Consider the following 21,438-nt stretch of genomic DNA (forward strand, 5'->3'; position numbering starts at 1 on the left):
CGCGCCATCCTCTCCGCTCACCGCTGACACAGAGATGGACAGCCGCCCAACGTCCACTGCACAAGTAGCGACCGGTTCCGGCGCAACGTCAAGGTCGCGGTGGTGTCCGGGGCCGTTGTCAGTGGCCGCCGATAGATTCGGTCCCGTTCCGCCGAGGTGGCGTGAACACCCCCTTTCGCATGCATGGGAGATGGTGCGTTGTCCGTCTGGGAGAAGTCGAGCACGGCGCGGGTGGTGCCGGCCGCGCGGCCGCGGAAGCTTTCCAAGGTGCCGTTCGTGGAGCTGGCCGACGGGCGGTTGCAGGGTGTGGTGTCCAGCGGGTCGGACATCGGGCGGGTGTACGTGTCCTCGATCGCGGCGGGGTCGTACGCGTACTCGTGCAGCACCAACAACAACCGTCCCTGCGGCGGGGCGCGGGGCTCGTTCTGCAACCACATACGCGCACTCGTCGGCGAGGCCGTGCTCCAGTACGGGGCCGAGCGCGTGGGCCGCTGTCTGAAGGTCGAGGTCGGCGACGGGGAACCCGACGCGCAGTCGCTCACCTCCGCCATGACGTCCACTCGGCCCGGGTCGGATGACGCCTCCGCGGCGGCCCAGGTGTTCAGCCGGTTCCTGCGGCATCTCGCTTATCTCGAACTCGCGGCCACCACCGGTCCGTTGCCCGAGATGCAGTGGTTCCCGACCTCCAGGGCGGTGGCGGCCTGATGCGTGCCGATCTGCTTTTCGATGCCGTCGACGGGCTTGATGAGGCCCTCGCGGCCGTGGACGGGTTCGACGAGGTCCTCGTCGGCGGGTTGCTCCGCCCGCGGCCCGGGCAGGCCGGGGGGCTGGCCGGGATCGCCGACGCCGTCGCCGGGACGCCGCTGGCCTCGCGGGTCGCCGAGGCCGCCGACAGGACGGCCGCCGGGGCCGGTGACGAGGGGCATTTCGTCGCGCTCGCCGCCGCCCGTACCGCGCTGCTCGGGTCTGTGCACGACGCGCTGGTCGTCAGGGTGGCGGAGGCTGTCGGTCGGCCGGGTGCGGTCGATTCCCCCGCGGGCTCGGTGGCCGGCGAGGAGGGCGCGGTGAACCTGCTCGCCGCCGCTCGCGGTTGGCTGTGCGATCTGGCGCGGGCGGGGTGGCAGGGCATCGACCACGAGCTCGTCGGCGGGGCTGCGCCCGTCGTCTCCGCGATGCTGCCCGACCCCGCGCTGCGCCGACTCGCCACGCTGCTCGACGGGTTCGCCGCCGAGCTTGCCGCCTGCTGTCCCGGGGCGACACAGGAGCGGGTTCCGGTGCGTCGCTGGGCCGATCTGTGGGCGCGTGCCCTGTTGCTGACGCTGCCCGGGGCTGTCTCCGCGTCCGCCGTGGGAGAGGTGACCGGGCGGTTGCTGCCGCTCGGTGTCGACGTCCAGGAGCACGCCACCGCCGTCCAGGCGCAGGTGCACGCGGTGTTCGAGCCCGCGGACGGCGGTGCGCCGCGGCTGGTGCGGGCCTCGGTGTCCGCGCCGAAGCCCGACACGGTCGTCGGGGCCGGTCTGTGGCAGCTTCTGCGGCCGCACATGTCCCTGCTCGGCGCCGTGAGCGAGGGGCGCTCCATGGACCTCGACGCGATGCCGGTCACCGCCGAGGGTGATCTGGTGTGGGACGACGCGTGTGCTCGTGCGGGTGAGCCCGCCGATGCCTTCGTCACCGCCCGGGTGGCGCTGCCCACGGCCGCCCCGTTCGACGTGTCGCCGCTGGACCGGCATCCGGCCCGGATCGCGGTGCCCGTCCTGGTGGAGGGATACGGCGTGGAGGGGCACCGCACGGAGGGGGACGGCGTGGAAGGCGGGGCCGATGGTCTCGTTCTCCAGGTCGCCGGGCACCGTCTGGAGGTGGACACGGAGCGCGTGCCGGCCGCCGGGCCGCTCACCCCCGAGGTCGTCGCCTCGTCGTCCGCTTGCCTCGGGCTGCTGCGCTGGGATGCCGGGGAGTTCCTGCTCCAGCCGCTCGCCGTCGAGCGGACCGTGCGGAAGAAGACCGTCGCCGTGCACGCCGGGGCCTGGGCCGGGGGGACGGCCGACAAGGCGGGGGTCCGGGCCGAGAAGGCCGCCACCGACGCCGTCACGGTGCTGCGCGAGCGCGCCGGAAAGCTGCTGCGGAAATGACCCGGCCCACCAGCGGGGACGTTCCCGCTCCCGACCCGCACGACAACCGGCGGCAGGTTCTCTACTGGCGGCTGCTGGCCCGGCTCTTCGACCCCGAGGAGCAGGCCGCCCTGGAGTCGGCGAGTCTCGCCGTGGTCGAGGACATCGGCCTGCCTCCCGCGCTCCTCGACCCAGACGCGTCCGTCGGCTCCGTCGTGCAGCGGCATCCGGAACTGGCCGCCGAGTTCGACGGGTTGATGGTGCCCGAGCCGGAGGAGGACGGCGCGCGGGACCGGGCCGCCGAGGTGCGGCGTGCGGCGCTCGCGTCGAAGGTGCTGCTGAACGTCTTCGCCTCCCGCCCCGGCAACGTCACCGCCGAGCAACTGGCGCGCTGGCAGTCCGACGCCGAGTGGTTCGAGCGTGCTCTCGGCTGCCGGCCCGGCGAGTTGCGCGGCGGGCGGGGAGGGCAAGGGGCCGGCACGCGCCCGGCAGGCTCCGGTGGCGGCGTCAGCCCGACCGGTACCGGGGGCGGCGGGCAGACGCCCGACCTCAGCCGCCTCATCCCCGCGATCGGGCCGGAGCTGGGCTCCATCGAGGCCGGTCTCGTCAAGCGCATGCACCTGCGCGAGGTGCTGGCCGACCCCGCGCTGGCCTCCCGGCTGACGCCGAGCATGTCCCTGATCGAGCAGTTGCTGCGGGACAAGAACAACCTCTCCGGTGTGGCCCTGGCCAACGCCAAGGCACTCATCCGCCGTTACGTCGACGAGGTCACCGAAGTGCTGCGCACCCAGGTGGAGAAGTCCACGGTCGGCGAGCTCGACCGGTCCGTGCCGCCCAAGCGCGTCTTCCGCAACCTCGACATCGACCGCACCATCTGGAAGAACCTCACCAACTGGAGTCCGGAGGAGGAGCGGCTCTACGTCGACCGCCTCTACTACCGGCACACCAGCCGCAAGACGACGCCCCAGCGGCTGGTCGTGGTCGTGGACCAGTCGGGTTCCATGGTCGACTCGATGGTCAACTGCACCATCCTGGCCTCCATATTCGCCGGGCTGCCGAAGGTGGACGTCCACCTGATCGCGTACGACACACAGGCGTTGGACCTCACCCCCTGGGCGCACGACCCGTTCGAGACGTTGCTGCGCACCAAGCTCGGTGGCGGCACCGACGGCACGGTCGCCATGGCGCTCGCCCAGCCGAAGATCTCCGAGCCGCGCAACACCGTCGTGGTGTGGATCTCCGACTTCTACGAGTGGCGTCACCAGGAGCTGTTCGACAGCATGGCCGCCATTCACCGCTCGGGGGCGAAGTTCATCCCGGTGGGCTCGGTGACCAGCTCCGGGCGCGGCAGCGTCAACCCGTGGTTCCGGGAGCGGTTCAAGGACCTCGGCACTCCGGTCATCTCCGGTCACATCAAGAAGCTCGTGCACGAACTCAAGACGTTTCTCACCTGATCACCGGACACGCCCCTTCATGGCGTCCGTGTCGTCCATGACGCCTGCGTCGCCCATGTCGCGTGTGTCGTCCGTGTCGCCCCTGTCGTCCGTGGCGTCTACGTCGTCCTGATCACCGTACGGAAAGGCCCTCCCCTCATGTCCGACCTGCTGCGCGCGCCCGCCGAGATCAAGTATGCCGAGGAGCTCGACTGGCTGGAGTCGATCGACGACGGTCCGAAGCCGTTCTCGTGGCGCCTGTCGCCGAAGATGGTCCGCCTGTTCATCCTCGGCTCGGAGCGCTCCGACGGCCTGGACCGCGAGGTCTCGCAGAAGTGGTTCGGCGACCGCAGTTTCGTCGAGCGGTCCATCGTCACGCTCGCCTCCGACCGCGGCCTGCTGCTCATCGGCGACCCGGGCACCGGCAAGAGCTGGCTGGCCGAGCTGTTGTCCGCCGCGATCAGCCGCAACTCCACGCTGGTGGTGCAGGGCACGGCCGGCACCACCGAGGACCACATCAAGTACTCGTGGAACGTCTCCATGGTCATCGCCAAGGGTCAGTCGCGGGAGTCGATGATTCCCTCGCCGATCATGACCGCGATGGAGACCGGCTCGATCGGCCGCTTCGAGGAGCTGACCCGGTCCACGAGTGACGTGCAGGACGCGCTGATCTCGATCCTCTCCGAGAAGTACATCTCCGTGCCCGAGCTGGAGAGCGGCGGTGGGGACGACAACATCGTCTTCGCCAAGCCCGGTTTCTCCATCATCGCCACGGCCAACAGCCGCGACCGGGGTGTGAACGACCTGTCCTCCGCGCTCAAGCGCCGTTTCAACTTCGTCCGCATCCCGGTCGTGACCAACAAGAAGAGCGAGACGGAGATCGTCCGCTTCCGCACCGAGGAGTTGCTGCGCCGGCACTCGATCGACCTCGACGTGCCTCCGACCCTGCTCGACGTGCTCCTGCAGAGCTTCGCCGACCTGCGCGCCTCCGCCGCCGCGGCCGGCAGCGACGACGAGAAGCTGGAGTCGGCCCTGTCGACGGCCGAGCAGATCGGTGTGCTGGAGGACGCCGTCCTGCACAGCAACTTCTTCGGCGAGCGCGCCCTGACCGCCCGCACCCTGGCCTCCTCGCTCGTCGGCTCGCTCACCCGCCGCGAGCCCGAGGACCTGGCCATCCTCAACAAGTACCTGCACGGCGTCGTCGAGCCGCGCAGCAAGGAGGAGGGCGGCTCATGGCCGGAGTTCCTGGAGGGCGGCCGCGACGCGATCGCCACGCTGTCGTGAGTACGTCTCGGGAGAGCACCTCGTTCGCCGCCCTCCGCGGGCAGCTCCAGGAGGCCGCCGCGGAGTTCGCGGGCGGGCCCGACGCCTTGCAGGGCATCCTCCTCGGCATGGTGGACGACGTCGACCGCGCGGCGCGCGAGCCGCTGGAGATCTTCCCCGTCTGCCATCACTCCCCCGCCTCGGCGACCGCCATGGCCCGGCGGCTGCGCGAGAAGCAGCCCAAGGTCGTGTATCTGGAGCTGTGCGAGGACATGGCGCCGCTCCTGACCGAGCTGCGGAACTGCCGGCTGCCGGTGGCGGTACAGGCCTTCGCCGGTGACGTCGACGGTTTTCCCGTCGACTGGGCGCCGTTGTCGGTCGTCGCGCCGATCACCGAGGCGTCCGCCGAGTACCAGGCCATCGCCTACGCGCTGGACACGCCGGGGGTGGAGCTGGTCCTCGTCGACCGCTCCTCGGACCACGTCTTCCAGTGGGACAGCAGAGGCGAGCAGGCCCGGGAGGCCGCGACGGAGGGCGCCGACCCCGCGGCCGACGCCGCGACCGAGCCCGAGGCCGGGCTGCACGGTGAGGCCGTCGGGGTCGAGATCGGCGACCTGCGGCCGCGCTTCGCCGAGTTGGAGGAGCACCTGCTGCGGCACGGCAAGGTGCGGCACTGGTCGGAATGGTGGCACCAGTACGTCGAGGTACCGCTCGGCGACAGCACCGCCGACCACGACACCTACCGCCAGGTCATGTTCCTCATCGGCAGCCTGTTCCGCCGGCTCGCCCCGGGCGACGGCGCCCGGGTCCGCGTGGACGAGGACCGCGAGCGGTACATGTGGACCCGGATGCGCGAGCACCTCGCGGCCACGGGGGCCGATCCCGACGACTGCCTGTACGTCTGCGGGGCCTTCCACGCGGCCAGCCGGGTGGCGGAGTTCGGGGTGCACGGCACCGACACGTTCACGATCTCCCCGCGTACCGGTACCACCTGGCAGTACGGGCTGATTCCGTCCAGCCACGCGGCCATCGAGGCGCAGTTCGGCCTCGCCGCGGGGTCCGTGTCGATCGCCTCGACGGAGTGGGCGAAGAGCCTCAAGCGCACCCGGGTACAGCCTTACCGGCTGACGGGCCAGGCCGGTGGAAAGTCCTCGGCCAAGAAGGCCTCGGCCAAGAAGGTCTCGGCGAAGCAGGCCCCGGTGAAGGAGCTTCCCGGGAAGGGAGCCGGCGCCCCGCCGACGGAGCCCGACGCCGCGGACCGGCTGTCCGGCTTCCTGCGCAGGCCGCCCGTGCTCGACGGGCTGGACGAGGCCGAACTGCTCGGCTGGTCCGTGGACATCGTGCGCGCGGCCCGGCGAGGCGGCTATCTCGCCTCCACCGCCGACGCCATCGCGGTCTTCGAGACGTCGATCCTGCTCGCCGGCATGCGGGACCGGGCCAAGCCGACGCCGTACGACTTCCAGGACGCGGCGGTCACCTGCATCGAGAAGGACACCGTGCCCGGGCGGCGGGACGTGCGGCGCCTCGTCGAGATCATGATGGGCGGTGACCGGATCGGCCAGGTCGGCTACGAGGCACTGCCGCCGCTCGCCCGGGACGTGCACGACCGGCTGGAGCCGCTCGGGCTGAAGCTCCAGCAGCGCGGCGTGCAGCGGGCGCTGCTCGACATGGTCTCCCGGCCGGAACTCCAGGCGTGTTCCGACGTGCTGTGGATGCTGCGACGGCTGCTGCCGCACGGGGCGGCACGGCCGATCATGGGTGAGCGGCGGCTCGGTGAGCGTTCGATCCAGGAGTCGTGGGACCTGGCGATCGGCACCCACCAGCGGGCTCTGATCGAGCTCGGCTACGAGGGCGTCAGTATCGAGCAGGTCCTGGAGCAGCGGTTGCGGCGCGACGCGTACGGGCCTCAGGCGACCACGGCGACCGTGCTGGCCGCCGTCGAGGACGCGACGCTGTATCTGCGCAGCCGGCGCCTCGCCGACGAACTCGGCAGCCACGCGCTGAAGGTGCTCGCCACCGAGCGCAGCGTCGACGGCGCGCCGGAGGTACTGCGCCGGGTGCGGGCGCTGCTGGGGTACTACCGGACCAGCGAGCCGGTGCTGCCGGCGTGGATCGAGTCGTTCGTCAAGACCGGCTACGCGCACTACTGCACGCTGCTGCCGACGGCGTTCCGGGACGAGGAAGCGACGGTCGGGCAGGTCGCGGCGATGCTCGGCTTCCTGTTCAGTATGGAGAGCCTCGCGCTGTCGCTGGGCTGCGACCGCGCGCAGCTGGAGCTGGCGGTCGCCCAGTCGCACCCCGACGACCCGTCGAAGACGGCCCTGCTGTGGGCGGCGCGGGTGCAGCTCGGCACCCTGTCGCGGGCCGAGCTGCGGGCACGGTGCGACGCGCTGCTGGACAACCCGCTGGTGGTGCCCGCCTATCCGCGCTACCTCAGTGGCTTCGTGCACGCGCTGGAGCCCGTGCCGGGGCTCGCGGACGTGGTCGTGGAGGCGGTGTCGAACGCCTTCGGGCGGTTGCCGGACGCGGTACTGCTGCCGTGGCTGCCGCTGCTGATCACAACCTTGCGGTCCGGTGCCGGGGAACTCGCCCCGCTGCTGATCCGCGAGGCGGGGCGGATCTTCCCGGGCCGGCTGGCGGCCCTGGACGCGTGGGTGCCGCCGTGGCGGACGCCGCCGGTCCCGCCCGTGGCCCGCCGGGCGGCGGCCGAGGAGTCCGTCCGCCGGGGTGCCGCGCTGCTGCCGGCGCATCCGGCGGCCTGCGACGCGGTGGCGGAGCTGTTGGGCTGCACCGGGGAGTGGGCACGCCCCGGAGCCCCGGCCGGGCCCTCGGGCGCCGGGCTGGTGGCCGCCCATCCGGCGACCTGCGACGCGGTGGCGGACCTGATCGGTTGCGACGGGGCGTGGGTCACTGAGGTCGCTTCCTCCCGTGTCGGCGCCGTGCTGACGGCTCGTCATCCGGACGCGGCGGTCGCCTGGGAGACGCTGCTCGCCGGAGCCTGACGGCGGAGGCGGTGCCGTACCCCGGCTCCCGCCCCCCGTGCCATTGCCCCAGTCCTCCTCAGCCGGCCCCGGCCCCGGCCCCGGCCCCGGATCCCTGACCCGGCGCACGGCGCACGACGCCGGTACCGGCACCGGGCTGCCCCCTCCCACGTTCGGAGGGGGCAGCCCGGCGAGAGGGGACAGCCCGGCCGGAGGGAGCAGCCCGGCCGGAGGAGGGGGGCAGCCCGGCGCGCTACCGCGCCGGTGTCGCCGCGCCGGCGGGTGCCGGTGCGTAGCCGGTGGGCCGGGCGGTGAAGGTTCCGCGACCCTGGGTGCGGCTGCGCAGCCGCGTCGCGTAGCCGAACAGCTCGGCCAGCGGCACGGTGGCCGAGACGACCGCGGCGCCGCCCCGCGTGTCGGAGCCGGTGACCCGGCCGCGCCGCGCGGCGAGGTCGCCGAGCACTCCGCCGACCGCGTCCTCGGGGACGGTGACCGTCACCTCCACGACCGGTTCCAGCAGGACCATCTCCGAGGCGCGCAGGGCGTCGCGGAGACCGAACCGGCCGGCGGTGCGGAAGGCCGTGTCCGAGGAGTCCTTCACATGGGTCTGGCCGTCGGTGAGCGTGACCCTCAGGCCGGTCACCGGGTGGCCGCCCAGCGGGCCCTCGGCCAGGGCGTCGCGGCAGCCGGCCTCGACGGCCCGCACGAACTCCTGCGGCACCCGCCCGCCGACGACCGCCGAGCGGAACACGAAACCGCCCCCCTTCGAGCCCCCCTTCGAGCCGTGCTTCGAGCCGTGCTTCGAGCCGTCCGTCCAGCCCACCACCGCGTCCTCCTCAGGGTCCTCCTCAGGGTCCTCGTCCCACGGCTCCACGTCGAGCACGACATGCGCGAACTGCCCCGCCCCGCCGTCCTGTTTGACGTGCCGGTAGACGAAGCCGGTCACACCTTCACCGACCGTCTCGCGGTACGCCACGCCCGGGCGGCCCACGGCGACCTCGAGGCCGTGCTCGCGCCGGACGCGTTCCATCGCGACCTCCAGATGCAGTTCCCCCATGCCCGACAGGAGGGTCTGACCGGTCTCCGGGTCGGTCCGCACGGCCAGTGAGGGGTCCTCCTCGGTCAGCCGGGCCAGCGCCGACGCCAGCCGGTCGGTGTCGGTGGAGCGCCGGGCCTCCACCGCCACGTGCACGACCGGTTCGGCCACGCCCGGAGGCTCCAGGACGAGCGGGGCGCCCGGTGCGCACAGGGTCGAGCCCGCGCGGGCGGACTTCACCCCGACCACGGCGACGATGTCCCCGGCGATCGCCCGCTCCAGCGGGTCGTGGCGGTCGGCCCGTACCCGCAGGATGCGGCCGATCCGCTCGGTGCGGCGCGTGCTCCCGTCCCACACGGTGTCTCCCTTCTCGATCGTGCCCGAGTACACCCGCAGGTACGTGAGCCGCCCCGTCGGGGTGGCGTTCACCTTGAACGCCAGTGCCGCCATCGGAGCCGCCGGGTCGGCGGGCCGCTCCCGCTCCGTACCGTCGTGGGTGCCCCGTACCGGCGGTACGTCCAGCGGGGACGGCAGGTAGGCGACGACGGCGTCCAGCAGCGGTTCGACGCCGCGGTTGCGATAGGCCGAGCCGCACAGTACGACCACGCCGTCGCCGCCGCGGGTCAGGTCGCGCAGCGCGTCGGCGAGGGTGGCCGCGGTGAGCGTCTCCCGGTCGCAGAACTCCTCCAGCGCGGCCGGATGCCGTTCCGCCACCGCCTCCTCCAGCAGTCGCCGCCTGTGTGCCGCCTCCTCTCGCAGGGCGTCGGGCACCGGCCCCTCCTCGGCCGTCTCCGCGCCGTCGGCCCACACCAGGGCGCGCATGCGGACCAGGTCGACGACGCCGGTGAAGCCGTCCTCCGCGCCGATGGGCAGCTGCACGACCAGGGGTACCGGGTGCAGCCGCTCGCGGATCGAGGCGACGGCCGTGTCGAGGTCGGCGCCCGCCCGGTCCATCTTGTTGACGAACGCGATCCTCGGCACGCCGTGCCGGTCGGCCTGCCGCCACACCGACTCGCTCTGCGGTTCCACACCGGCGACCGCGTCGAAGACGGCGACCGCGCCGTCCAGCACCCGCAGGGAACGCTCGACCTCGTCGGCGAAGTCGACGTGTCCCGGGGTGTCGATCAGGTTGATCCGGTGACCGTCCCAGGAACAGCTGACGGCCGCGGCGAAGATGGTGATGCCGCGGTCCCGCTCCTGCGGATCAAAGTCGGTGACGGTCGTGCCGTCGTGGACCTCGCCGCGCTTGTAGGTGGTGCCGGTGGTGTAGAGGATCCGCTCGGTGACGGTGGTCTTGCCGGCGTCGACATGGGCGAGGATGCCCAGGTTGCGGACGGTGGTGAGGGGGTTGGTGTGGTTGCGCACGGCCCGTGGCCTTTCGCTGGTCTGTGAGAGATCGGTGAGACCGATCTGTGAACAGGGCGGCGCGATTGTCGGGAGGAGGGGCTGAACGGGGCGACGGCCCGCCGTGGCGTGGCACGGGCGTGAGGACTGCCTCGTCAGATGCTCGTCGCGGACTTCCGGTGCCGGCCGCGCAGCGGACACCGGACGGCCGAAGACACCAGGATCACCTCGTACCGGGACGGGGGAACGACGGCAGCGGTGCGGATACGCACGGCCCGGCTCCCCTCACTCGATCTCGATGTCGTGGTGAGTGTAGGGAAGCCGGGAGAGGTGCCGCACCACATTTCCACTCCTCGTGGACGGCGAAGCGCGGGCCGGGCGGGCCCAGGCGGGCGGCGATGCGTGCCACCGTCGGCAGGTGGTAGTCGCAGGAGGTCAGCACTCCGTCGAAGGCCAGCAGGTCGTGCAGCCGCTGGACGAGGGGCAGCAGCGTCCCGGCGTCGTCGGTGTCGGCGGTGAGCACGTCGCGGGCCCCGAGCAGCGGGTGCGCGGTGCCCTCACGTGAGTGTGCGGCGCCGAGGGATCGCCCGAAGGGGCCGGCTGGTGGTGCCGTGCGTGCCGTGCGGCGCCGGATGCCGGAAAACGCGAGATGCCGGCCGGGATCTCTCCCGACCGGCATCTCACCTCTGCCTGATCTTGTGTCCGAGGGGGGACTTGAACCCCCACGCCCGATAAAGGGCACTAGCACCTCAAGCTAGCGCGTCTGCCATTCCGCCACCCGGACCAGGTGTCTGTCGCCGCGCGGGGCGTTCCCCGTGGCGACATGGACAACCATACCAAGGTTTCGCAGTGCCTTTCACCTGCGTTTCCTTCCCCTGAGCGGCGGTCCGGGACCGGCGGCCCCACTGCGCCTAGGGTCGCACCATGAGTGACTGGCTGGTTACCCAGAGCCCGCTTCCGCGTCGTCGGCCGCGGGCGTTGTCGCCGCTCAGGGAGCATCTGCGGGACACGTTCTGGTTCGCGCCCACCGCGGCCATGGTGGGCGTCTTCGTGGTGTGGCTGGTGGCCCAGGAACTCGATGCCGCCCTCGTCCGGTCGCTGCGGGACGAGGGCGACTACGACACACTGGCCGAGCTGCTGAGGTTCGCGGACGACGCGAAGACGGTGGTGTCCGCGGTCGGCTCGGCGATGATGACGTTCATCGGTGTGGTGTTCAGCATCTCGCTGGTGGCCGTGCAGATGGCGAGCGGGCAGTTCACCCCGCGAGTGGTGCGGCTCTTCGTCCGCAGCCGGATCACAAAGGCGACCTTCGCGGTCTTCCTCGCCACCTTCGTCCTGACGCTGCTGGTCCTGACCTCCTACGACAGCGGCGCCGACCCCGACCTCGTCACATCGGTCCCCCTGGTGCAGTCGGTGCTCACGCTCGTCATGGTCGCGCTGAGCCTGCTGCTGTTCGTGATGTACGTGAACGCGACGCTGCGGTTGATGCGGGTCAGTCATGTGATCGCCCGGATCGCCGCGGAGTCCTTCCGGGTGGCCGCGCTGATGCCCGTGCCGGTGGACGGCGGGGAGGCGCCGACCCTCGGGTCCGCGACCGCGTGGGTCGCCCACGACGGGCAGGCCGGTGTGCTGCGGGACGTGCACATCGCGCGGCTGGTACGGGTGGCGCGCAAGCATGGCGTCGTGCTGCGGCTGATCCCGCGGATCGGTGACTTCCTGGTACCCGGCACACCCGTCCTGGCGGTGCACGGCGGGCAGGCCCCGCCGCGCAGGGCGCTGCGGTACGCCCTGTCCGTCGGGGTGGAGCGCACCTTCCACCAGGATCTGGCGTTCGGGCTCCGCCAGCTCTCGGACATCGCGCTGCGGGCCCTGTCCAGCGCGGTCAACGATCCGACGACCGCCGTGCAGGCCCTGGACCGCGTCGTGCAGATCCTGGCCACCCTGTCCCGGCGGCCGCTGGACGCCGTAGTGCACCGGGACCGGCGCGGGGCGGTCCGGCTGGTGCAGCCCGTGCCGGGCTGGACCGAGCTGGTGGATCTGGGGTTCGCCGAGATCCGCGCCTGCGGCGCGGGAATGTCGCAGGTCACACGGCGCATGCTGGCCGGTCTCGACGACCTGCTGCGGCTCGCCCCGCCGGACCGGCGCGAGCCGCTGCTGCGCCACCGCGAGCTGCTGCGGCAGGCCGTCGAGCGGTCCGCACCGACCCCGGCGGACCGGGCCTTCGGCCTTCAGCCGGACCGACAGGGCATCGGCTGACCGTCGGACGCCGCGTGCGCGCGGCTCACGGCGGACACGGCGTCACGGCGGTCAGGGCGTCACGGCCGCCACGACGATCAGGGCGTCACGGCAGCCATGGCGTCACGGCATGATGTGGTGGTCCGGGAAGTTTCCGGGCAGCCGCTCCCCCGCCGGGCCTCGCGTGACGGCGCGCACCAGCAACTCGCCGCCGACGAAGGCCCCGCGCCAGGACGCGCCGTGCCCGCCGAACAGCTCGTCACGGTCGCCGCGCGAGCGGGGCACGCCGTGGCCGACCTTGAACGCGCGGATCTGCGGCGCCAGCCTGTCGTACGTCGCCGGGTCGTCCGTGGACAGTGTGGCCACCAGCGCGCCGTTGGAGGCGTTCATCGCGGCGAGCAGCTCGGCCTCGGTGTCGACCAGGACGATGGTGTCGACCGGGCCGAACGGTTCCGCGTGGTGCAGCGGCGAGGACCTGGGCGGGTCGAGGAGCGTGACCGGCTGGACGTAGGCCGAGGTGTCCTGGCCGGGCAGGAACCGCGCGTCGGCCGTACTGCCGCGGTGCAGGGGTACGGCGCCGCGCTCGACGGCCTCGGCGACCTGGTCCCGCAGTTCCTTGGCCTTCGCCGCGTTGATCACCGGCCCGAAGTCGAGCGCCGGGCACGGGTCCTCCGGTGTCCCGACGGCGAGCGGATGGCCGACGCGCAGCGTGCGGACCGCCGGGAGGTAGGCCGCGAGGAACGCGTCGAACAGCCGGCGCTGGACGACGAAGCGCGGGTAGGCCGTGCAGCGCTGCTTGCCGTAGTCGAAGAGCCTCGGGACCACCGCCGTGAGCGCGTCCCAGTCCGTGAAGTTCCAGATGCCCCAGGTGTTGAGTCCCTCCTGTTCGAGGATGTGCCGCTTGCCCAGGTCGGCGACGGCGGTGGCGATGGCGGCTCCGGTGTCGCGTCCGCCGACGAAGGAGACGCAGCCGATCTCGGGCGCCCGCACCAGCGCCTGGGACAGCTCGCCCCCGCTGCCGCTGACGAGGGTGACGGGAACCCCCTCGCGGGCGGCGAGTGCGCAGGCCAGGGTCAGACAGGCGACGCCGCCGTCGGTCGGGGTCTTGGCGATGACCGCGTTGCCCGCCAGTGCCTGCACCAGCAATGCGTGAACGAGCACGCTCATCGGGTAGTTCCAGCTCGCGATGTTGGACACCGGCCCGTCCAGCGGGGCCCGGCCCTCGACCATCTCGTCGATGCCGTCGACGTACCAGCGCACACCGTCGACGGCCCGGTCCACGTCGGCCTGCGCGAGCCGCCAGGGCTTGCCGATCTCCCAGACGAGCAGCAGCGCGAGCAGTTCGCGGTGCTGGGCGAGTGCGTCGAGGGTGGCCGCGACGCGGGCGCGGCGTTCGGTCAGGGGGACGTGGCGCCAGGCACGGTGCTGGTCGAGGGAAGCGCGTACGGCTCGGTGTGCCGTAGCGCTGTCCAGCCGGGGCGGGCCGGTGATCGGGGTGCCGTCCACGGGGCTGATGGCGGGCAGGACACGGCCGTCCGCCCGCCAGCCCGCGTACCAGAGGTTGAGGACACGGTCGTCGCGGAACGCCTCGGGGGCGACGGCCAGGCAGCGCCGCCAGGCGTCGGCCCAGGATGTGCCGGGCTTGAGGATGAGGGCGGATGCGGTGGCGGTGGGTGTCATGCGGGCGCTCCGTCCCGTGTTTCGTCTCCCAGTGCGGCGACGACGTGCCGTGCCGTTTCGGCCGGTGTGCTCCCGACCCGCACCCCGGCGGCCTCCAGCGCGTCCTTCTTCGCCTGCGCGGTGCCCGAGGACCCGGACACGATCGCGCCGGCGTGGCCCATGGTCCGTCCCTCGGGCGCCGTGAAGCCGGCGATGTAGCCGACGACCGGCTTGGTGACGTGGTCGCGGACGTAGGCAGCAGCGCGCTCCTCCGCGTCGCCGCCGATCTCGCCGATGAGGACGATCAGTTCGGTGTCGGGGTCGTCCTGGAACGCGGCGAGGCAGTCGATGTGGCTGGTGCCGACGACCGGGTCGCCGCCGATGCCGACGCAGGTCGAGAAGCCGATGTCGCGCAGCTCGTACATGAGTTGGTAGGTCAGCGTGCCCGATTTGGAGACCAGTCCGATTCGGCCGGGCTTGGTGATGTCGGGCGGGATGATGCCCGCGTCGGACTGGCCGGGCGTGATCACGCCGGGGCAGTTGGGGCCGATGATCCGGGTGCCCCGGGTCCTGGCGTACGCGGTGAAGGCGACGGAGTCGTGGACCGGGATGCCCTCGGTGATGACGACGGCGAGGCCGATGCCGGCGTCGGCGGCCTCGACGACCGCCGCCTTGGCGAAGGCGGGCGGCACGAACACGACGGTGACGTCCGCGCCGGTGCGCTCGACGCCCTCGCGCACCGATCCGAAGACCGGCACGGCCCGCTCGTCGAACTCCACGGTGCGGCCCGCCTTGCGCGGGTTGACGCCGCCGACCACGTCGGTACCGGCGGCCAGCATGCGGCGGGTGTGTTTCATGCCCTCGGCGCCGGTCATGCCCTGGACGAGGATCTTGCTCTCCTTGGTGAGGTAGATCGCCATGTCGTCCTGTCTCCTTATCCGGCGATGGATGCCGCGGCGGCGAGTCGGGCGGCACGGCGGGCGGCGCCGTCCATGGTGGAGGCCTGTTCGACGAGCGGGTGCGCGCGTGCGTCGAGCAGGGCCCGGCCCCGGGCGGCGCTGTTGCCGTCGAGGCGCACGACGAGCGGTTTGGTCAGCCGGACCTCCTCCAGAGCCCGGACGATGCCGTCGGCGACCGCGTCGCAGGCGGTGATGCCGCCGAAGACGTTGACGAGGACGGACTTCACGGCGGGGTCGGAGAGGACGACCGAGAGGCCGTCGGCCATGACCCGGGCCGAGGCGCCGCCGCCGATGTCGAGGAAGTTCGCGGGCCTGGCACCGCAGCCGGCGACCACGTCCAGCGTCGACATGACCAGGCCCGCGCCGTTGCCGATGACGCCCACCTCGCCGTCGAGCTTGACGTAGTTCAGGCCCTTGGCAGCGGCCCGCGCCTCCAGCGGGTCCGCCGACGCCGCCCGCTCGCCACCCCAACGCGACTGGCGGAAAAGGGCGTTGTCATCCAGGGTGACCTTGCCGTCGAGGGCCACGATGCCGCCCCGCGCCGTCCGGACGAGCGGGTTGACCTCGACGAGGAGGGCGTCCTCCCGGACCAGTACCTCCCAGAGCCGTACGAGTACGTCGACGGTCTGCGGGGGCAGGCCTGCGGCGTCCGCGATGCGTGCCGCCGTGGCCGTGGTCACGCCCTCGGCCGAGTCGACGGGGATCCGCGCCACGGCCTCCGGCCGCTCGGCCGCGACCTCCTCGATCTCCGTGCCGCCCTCGGCGGAGGCGATCGCGAGGAAGCGACCGGCCGCGCGGTCGAGGACGTAGGACACGTAGAACTCGCGGTCGACGTCGACCGGTTCGGCGAGCATCACCGTGCCGACGGTGTGCCCCTTGATGTCCATGCCGAGGATCCGGCGTGCCGCGTGTTCGGCGGCGGCCGGGTCGGCGGCGAGCCGCACGCCGCCCGCCTTGCCCCGCCCACCGGTCTTCACCTGCGCCTTGACGACGACGCGTCCGCCGAGTGCGCGGGCGATCGCACGGGCCCGTTCGGGCGAGTCGGTGACCTCGGCCCGCGGCACCACGATGCCGTGCTTCTCGAAGAGTTCCCTTGCCTGGTGTTCGTACAGGTCCATTTCGGCTCCTGACTGAAAGTGCCGCACGCCCCCTGGACACCACCCACCGGATGCGGGATAACAAGCTTCATACAGTATTCGTCGACTGTATGCAATGTACCGCGAGAGCCCCCCGACCCCTCGTGAAGGGACAGGACTTCGCCATGCCCGACGACACCCAGGACGTCATTTCCGGCGGTCACCTCGTTGCCAAGGCACTCAAGGCCGAGGGGGTCGACCGCATCTACACGCTGTGCGGCGGCCACATCATCGACATCTACGACGGTTGCGTCGACGAGGGCATCGAGGTCGTCGACGTACGCCACGAGCAGGTCGCCGCGCACGCCGCCGACGGTTACGCCCGCATCACCGGCAAGCCCGGCTGCGCGGTGGTCACCGCGGGACCGGGTACGACCGACGCCGTCACCGGTGTCGCCAACGCCTTCCGCGCCGAGTCGCCGATGCTGCTGATCGGCGGTCAGGGCGCCCACACCCAGCACAAGATGGGGTCCCTCCAGGACCTGCCGCACGTCGACATGATGACGCCGATCACCAAGTTCGCGGCGACCGTGCCGGACACGGCCCGGGCCGCCGACATGGTGTCGATGGCGTTCCGCGAGTGCTACCACGGTGCGCCCGGACCCTCCTTCCTGGAGATTCCGCGCGACGTGCTGGACGCCAAGGTGCCCACCGCGAAGGCGCGGGTCCCCAAGGCCGGGGCCTACCGCGCCTCGACCCGTTCGGGCGGCGATCCTCAGGCCGTCGAGCGGCTCGCCGACCTGCTGGTCCACGCGGAGAAGCCGGCCGTCCTGCTCGGCAGCCAGGTGTGGACGACCCGCGCGACCGAAGCGGCCGTCGAACTGGTCCGCACGCTGAACGTCCCGGCCTACATGAACGGCGCCGGCCGCGGCACCCTGCCCCCCGGCGACCCGCACCACTTCCAGCTGTCGCGCCGCTACGCCTTCTCCAACGCCGACGTCATCGTCATCGTCGGCACGCCCTTCGACTTCCGCATGGGCTACGGCAAGCGGCTCTCCCCGGACGCGACCGTCGTGCAGATCGACCTCGACTACCGCACCGTCGGCAAGAACCGCGACATCGACCTCGGGATCGTCGGCGACGCCGGACTCGTGCTCAAGTCGGTGACCGAGGCCGCCTCCGGACGGGTCGACGGGGGCGCGTCGAAGCGCAAGGAGTGGCTCGACGAGCTGCGCGCTGCCGAGCAGACCGCGCTGGACAAGCGGCTGCCGCAGCTCAGGTCGGACGCCTCCCCCATCCACCCGTACCGGCTGGTCAGCGAGATCAACGACTTCCTCACCGAGGACTCGATCTACATCGGCGACGGCGGCGACATCGTCACCTTCTCCGGGCAGGTCGTGCAGCCCAGGTCACCGGGCCACTGGATGGACCCGGGTCCGCTGGGCACGCTCGGCGTCGGCGTCCCCTTCGTGCTCGCGGCCAAGCAGGCGCGGCCCGACAAGGAGGTCGTCGCCCTCTTCGGCGACGGCGCCTTCTCGCTCACCGGCTGGGACTTCGAGACCCTCGTCCGCTACGACCTCCCCTTCGTCGGCATCGTCGGCAACAACTCCTCCATGAACCAGATCCGCTACGGCCAGGCCGCCAAGTACGGCAAGGAGCGCGAGCGGGTCGGCAACACCCTCGGCGACGTTCCGTACGACCGGTTCGCGCGGATGCTGGGCGGCCACGGCGAGGAGGTCCGCGACCCCGCCGACATCGGCCCCGCCCTGCGCCGGGCCCGCGAGTCCGGCAAGCCGTCCCTGGTCAACGTCTGGGTGGACCCGGACGCGTACGCCCCCGGAACCATGAACCAGACGATGTACAAGTGAGGTGAACACTCATGACAGCGAAGGCTCTTGAGGGCGTCCGCGTCCTGGACATGACGCATGTGCAGTCCGGGCCCTCGGCGACCCAGCTGCTCGCCTGGCTCGGCGCGGACGTCGTCAAGCTGGAGGCGCCGAGCGGTGACATCACGCGCAAGCAGTTGCGCGATCTGCCGGACGTCGACTCCCTCTACTTCACGATGCTCAACTGCAACAAGCGGAGCATCACCCTCAACACCAAGACCGAGCGCGGCAAGGAGATCCTCACCGAGCTGATCCGGCGCTCGGACGTCATGGTCGAGAACTTCGGACCGGGCGCGGTCGACCGAATGGGTTTCACCTGGGACCGCATCAGGGAGATCAATCCACGGATCGTCTACGCCTCCGTCAAGGGGTTCGGCGAGGGCCCCTACACCGCCTTCAAGGCGTACGAGGTCGTCGCGCAGGCCATGGGCGGATCGATGTCCACCACCGGTTTCGAGGACGGGCCGCCGCTGGCGACGGGGGCCCAGATCGGGGACTCGGGTACGGGCGTGCACGTCGTGGCGGGCATCCTCGCGGCGCTGTACCAGCGGGAGCACACCGGACGCGGTCAGCGGGTGAACGTGGCCATGCAGCACGCGGTGCTCAACCTCTGCCGGGTGAAGCTGCGCGACCAGCAGCGCCTGACCCATGGTCCACTCGCCGAATATCCCAACGAGGACTTCGGCGACGAGGTTCCCCGGTCGGGGAACGCGTCCGGCGGCGGGCAGCCGGGCTGGGCGGTCAAGTGCGCGCCGGGCGGCCCGAACGACTACGTGTACGTCATCGTCCAGCCGGTCGGCTGGCAGCCGCTGAGCGAACTCATCGGCCGGCCCGAGCTGGCCGAGGACCCGGAGTGGGCGACTCCCCAGGCCCGGCTGCCGAAGCTGAACAAGATGTTCCAGCTCATCGAGGAGTGGTCGTCCACCCTCCCCAAGTGGGAGGTGCTGGAACGGCTCAACGCGCACAACATCCCCTGCGGACCGATCCTGTCCACCAAGGAGATCATCGAGGACCGGTCCCTGGCCGCCAACGAGATGGTCGTGACCGTCCCCCACCCCGAGCGGGGCGAGTTCGTGACCGTCGGCAGTCCGCTCAAGCTCTCCGACTCCCCGGTGAAGGTGACCAGTTCCCCCCTGCTGGGCGAGCACAACGAAGCGGTCTACGTCGGCGAGCTGGGCATCGGCGACGAGGAACTGCGCCTGCTCAAGTCGAACGGGGTGATCTGAGGTGACGGCCGAAGACCGGGTGGCGCGGGTACGCGGGCTCCTGGACTCCGTACGGGCGAAGGGGCGCACCGCGCTGACCGCTCCCGAGGGCAAGGTGCTCGCCGACGCCTACGGGATCGCCGTACCGGGCGAGGAGCTGGCGCGGGACGTCGACGAGGCGGTGGCGTGCGCGGCGCGGTTCGGCGGGCCCGTCGTGATGAAGATCGTCTCGCCGGACATCCTGCACAAGACCGACGCCGGCGGTGTGGTCGTCGGGGTGGAGGGCGCGGCGGACGTACGGGCCGCGTTCTGCCGGATCGTCGACAACGCGCGCGCGTACGACGCGTCGGCGCGCATCGAGGGCGTGCAGATCCAGGAACTCCTGCCGAAGGGGCAGGAGGTCATCGTCGGCGCGGTGACCGACCCGACGTTCGGGAAGGTGGTGGCGTTCGGGCTCGGCGGGGTGCTCGTCGAGGTGCTGAAGGACGTCACCTTCCGGCTCGCTCCCGTCGACGCCGACGAGGCGCTGTCCATGCTGGACTCGATCCGGGCGGCGGAGGTGCTGCGCGGGGTCCGTGGGCAGGCCGGCGTGGACCGGTGGGCGGTGGCCGAGCAGATCCGCCGGGTCTCCGAACTCGTCGCGGACTTCCCGGAGATCGCCGAGGTGGACCTCAACCCGGTGGTCGCCACGCCCGAGGGCGCGGTCGCCGCCGACATCCGGGTGATCCTCGCGACCGGCACGCCGAAGGAGCGCCGCCGGTACACGCGCGAGGAGATCCTCACCTCGATGCGCCGCCTGATGGAGCCCTCCTCGGTCGCCGTGATCGGCGCCTCCGGTGAGCCGGGGAAGATCGGCAACTCGGTGATGCGCAACCTGGTCGACGGCGGTTTCGCGGGCGAGATCCACCCGGTGAACCCCAGGGCCGATGACATCTTGGGCCTCAAGGCGTACAAGAGTGTCACCGACGTTCCCGGTGAGGTGGATGTGGCGGTCTTCGCGATCCCCGCGCGGTTCGTGGCCGCCGCTCTGGAGGAGGTGGGACGCAAGGGGATCCCCAATGCCGTACTGATCCCCTCCGGGTTCGCCGAGACCGGTGAGCACGCGCTCCAGGACGAGATCGTGGCGGTCGCCGAGCGGCACGGCGTCCGGCTGCTGGGTCCGAACATCTACGGCTACTACTCGACGTGGCATGACCTGTGCGCCACGTTCTGCACGCCGTACGACGTCAAGGGCGGCGTCGCGCTGACCTCCCAGTCGGGCGGCATCGGGATGGCGATCCTGGGCTTCGCGCGGACCACGAAGACGGGCGTGTCGGCGATCGTCGGCCTCGGCAACAAGTCGGACCTGGACGAGGACGACCTGCTCACCTGGTTCGGCGAGGACCCGCACACCGAGTGCATCGCGATGCACCTGGAGGACCTCAAGGACGGGCGCGCGTTCGTCGAGGCCGCGCGGGCGACCGTACCGAGGAAGCCGGTCGTGGTCCTGAAGGCCGGGCGGACCGCGGCGGGGGCGAAGGCCGCCGGGTCGCACACCGGGGCGCTCGCCGGGGACGACGCCGTGTACGACGACATCCTGCGGCAGGCCGGGGTCATCAGGGCTCCTGGACTCAACGAGATGCTGGAGTACGCGCGCGCGTTGCCGGTGCTGCCCACCCCCGCGGGCGACAACGTGGTGATCATCACCGGGGCCGGCGGCAGCGGGGTGCTGCTCTCGGACGCGGTGACGGACAACGGGCTGTCGCTGATGGAGATACCGCAGGATCTGGACACGGCGTTCCGCGCGTTCATCCCGCCGTTCGGGGCGGCGGGCAATCCGGTGGACATCACCGGGGGCGAGCCGCCGTCGACGTACGAGGCGACGATCCGGCTCGGTATGGAGGACCCGCGCGTCCACGCGCTGGTCCTCGGCTACTGGCACACCATCGTCACGCCTCCCATGGTGTTCGCCGAACTCACCGCGCGCGTGGTGGCCGAGTTCCGTGAACGGGGCGTCGAGAAGCCCGTGGTGGCTTCCCTCGCGGGCGACGTGGAGGTGGAGGAGGCGTGCCAGTACCTCTTCGAGCGCGGGGTCGTGGCGTATCCGTACACGACGGAGAAGCCGGTGGCGGTGCTGGGCGCGAAGTACCGGTGGGCGCGGGCCGCGGGGTTGTTGGGGGGCGGCTCATGACGTGAGGCAGCGAGGGGCCGGGCGACGGGTGCGCGTCGGCCGGCCCCGGGGACCCGCGCGCGCACGGAAGGCATTGGACAGGG

The 21,438-nt window shown here is 71.8% G+C and carries 13 protein-coding genes, 1 tRNA gene and 1 pseudogene; 9 read left to right on the plus strand and 6 right to left on the minus strand.

Annotated features, from left to right (window positions below):
* Positions 1 to 198: 198 nt before the first annotated feature.
* The 5 genes from ACIQ6R_RS23280 to ACIQ6R_RS23300 all read left to right on the plus strand — a co-directional run bounded on the left by ACIQ6R_RS23280 (position 199) and on the right by ACIQ6R_RS23300 (position 7,806).
* The gene (locus tag ACIQ6R_RS23280) at positions 199 to 705 is read left to right on the plus strand and encodes a hypothetical protein (RefSeq protein ID WP_404223128.1); all 507 of its coding nucleotides are present in this window, start codon (positions 199 to 201) and stop codon (positions 703 to 705) included.
* Positions 705 to 2,129, plus strand: a complete 1,425-nt coding sequence (locus tag ACIQ6R_RS23285; RefSeq protein WP_404223129.1) for a hypothetical protein — start codon at positions 705 to 707, stop codon at positions 2,127 to 2,129. Before ACIQ6R_RS23280 ends, ACIQ6R_RS23285 begins: the two co-directional genes overlap by 1 nt.
* A complete protein-coding gene (locus tag ACIQ6R_RS23290; RefSeq protein ID WP_404223130.1) occupies positions 2,126 to 3,562 on the plus strand; it encodes a VWA domain-containing protein in 1,437 nt (478 codons plus the stop codon). The genes ACIQ6R_RS23285 and ACIQ6R_RS23290 overlap by 4 nt, the downstream gene beginning before the upstream one ends.
* 138 nt (positions 3,563 to 3,700) lie before the next feature.
* Positions 3,701 to 4,825, plus strand: coding sequence for an AAA family ATPase (locus ACIQ6R_RS23295; RefSeq protein ID WP_404223132.1), 1,125 nt, complete (start codon positions 3,701 to 3,703; stop codon positions 4,823 to 4,825).
* Positions 4,774 to 7,806, plus strand: a complete 3,033-nt coding sequence (locus tag ACIQ6R_RS23300; protein WP_404223133.1) for a hypothetical protein — start codon at positions 4,774 to 4,776, stop codon at positions 7,804 to 7,806. Before ACIQ6R_RS23295 ends, ACIQ6R_RS23300 begins: the two co-directional genes overlap by 52 nt.
* Before the next feature lie 232 nt (positions 7,807 to 8,038).
* Here the strand turns inward: ACIQ6R_RS23300 and ACIQ6R_RS23305 are convergent, their stop codons facing one another.
* The 3 genes and pseudogenes from ACIQ6R_RS23305 to ACIQ6R_RS23315 all read right to left on the minus strand — a co-directional run bounded on the left by ACIQ6R_RS23305 (position 8,039) and on the right by ACIQ6R_RS23315 (position 10,949).
* Positions 8,039 to 10,186, minus strand: a complete 2,148-nt coding sequence (locus ACIQ6R_RS23305) for an elongation factor G (protein ID WP_404223134.1) — start codon at positions 10,184 to 10,186, stop codon at positions 8,039 to 8,041.
* A 325-nt stretch (positions 10,187 to 10,511) separates the two neighbouring features.
* Positions 10,512 to 10,724 (minus strand): annotated as a pseudogene (locus tag ACIQ6R_RS23310) (carboxylate--amine ligase); the annotation flags it as partial.
* Positions 10,725 to 10,864: 140 nt separating this feature from the next.
* Positions 10,865 to 10,949, minus strand: a tRNA-Leu gene (locus ACIQ6R_RS23315).
* Positions 10,950 to 11,089: 140 nt separating this feature from the next.
* Here ACIQ6R_RS23315 and ACIQ6R_RS23320 point away from each other — a divergent pair.
* The gene (locus tag ACIQ6R_RS23320) at positions 11,090 to 12,421 is read left to right on the plus strand and encodes a DUF2254 domain-containing protein (RefSeq protein WP_404171160.1); all 1,332 of its coding nucleotides are present in this window, start codon (positions 11,090 to 11,092) and stop codon (positions 12,419 to 12,421) included.
* A 102-nt stretch (positions 12,422 to 12,523) separates the two neighbouring features.
* On the opposite strand, the gene ACIQ6R_RS23325 is transcribed toward ACIQ6R_RS23320, so the two are convergent.
* Genes ACIQ6R_RS23325 through sucC form a run of 3 tightly spaced genes read right to left on the minus strand, consistent with a single transcriptional unit; the run spans position 12,524 to position 16,136 of the window.
* Entirely contained in the window at positions 12,524 to 14,080 is a 1,557-nt protein-coding gene (locus ACIQ6R_RS23325) for an aldehyde dehydrogenase family protein (RefSeq protein ID WP_404223135.1), read from the minus strand.
* Positions 14,077 to 14,979 carry a succinate--CoA ligase subunit alpha gene (gene sucD, locus ACIQ6R_RS23330; protein WP_404223136.1) on the minus strand — a complete coding sequence of 301 codons (903 nt, stop codon included), beginning with the start codon at positions 14,977 to 14,979 and terminating at the stop codon, positions 14,077 to 14,079. The genes ACIQ6R_RS23325 and sucD overlap by 4 nt, the downstream gene beginning before the upstream one ends.
* 14 nt (positions 14,980 to 14,993) lie before the next feature.
* Positions 14,994 to 16,136 carry an ADP-forming succinate--CoA ligase subunit beta gene (gene sucC, locus ACIQ6R_RS23335; protein ID WP_404223137.1) on the minus strand — a complete coding sequence of 381 codons (1,143 nt, stop codon included), beginning with the start codon at positions 16,134 to 16,136 and terminating at the stop codon, positions 14,994 to 14,996.
* 143 nt (positions 16,137 to 16,279) lie between these two features.
* On the opposite strand from sucC, the gene ACIQ6R_RS23340 reads away from it, so the two are divergent.
* Genes ACIQ6R_RS23340 through ACIQ6R_RS23350 form a run of 3 tightly spaced genes read left to right on the plus strand, consistent with a single transcriptional unit; the run spans position 16,280 to position 21,355 of the window.
* Positions 16,280 to 17,962, plus strand: coding sequence for a thiamine pyrophosphate-binding protein (locus ACIQ6R_RS23340; protein ID WP_404223138.1), 1,683 nt, complete (start codon positions 16,280 to 16,282; stop codon positions 17,960 to 17,962).
* A gap of 11 nt (positions 17,963 to 17,973) precedes the next feature.
* Positions 17,974 to 19,206 (plus strand): formyl-CoA transferase, encoded by a 1,233-nt coding sequence (frc, locus tag ACIQ6R_RS23345; protein ID WP_404223139.1) that lies wholly within the window; start codon positions 17,974 to 17,976, stop codon positions 19,204 to 19,206.
* Between the two features lies 1 nt (position 19,207).
* Entirely contained in the window at positions 19,208 to 21,355 is a 2,148-nt protein-coding gene (locus tag ACIQ6R_RS23350; RefSeq protein ID WP_404223140.1) for an acetate--CoA ligase family protein, read from the plus strand.
* Positions 21,356 to 21,438: the final 83 nt, after the last annotated feature.

This window comes from Streptomyces sp. NPDC096048 (assembly GCF_044763415.1).
Lineage (GTDB): Bacteria > Actinomycetota > Actinomycetes > Streptomycetales > Streptomycetaceae > Streptomyces.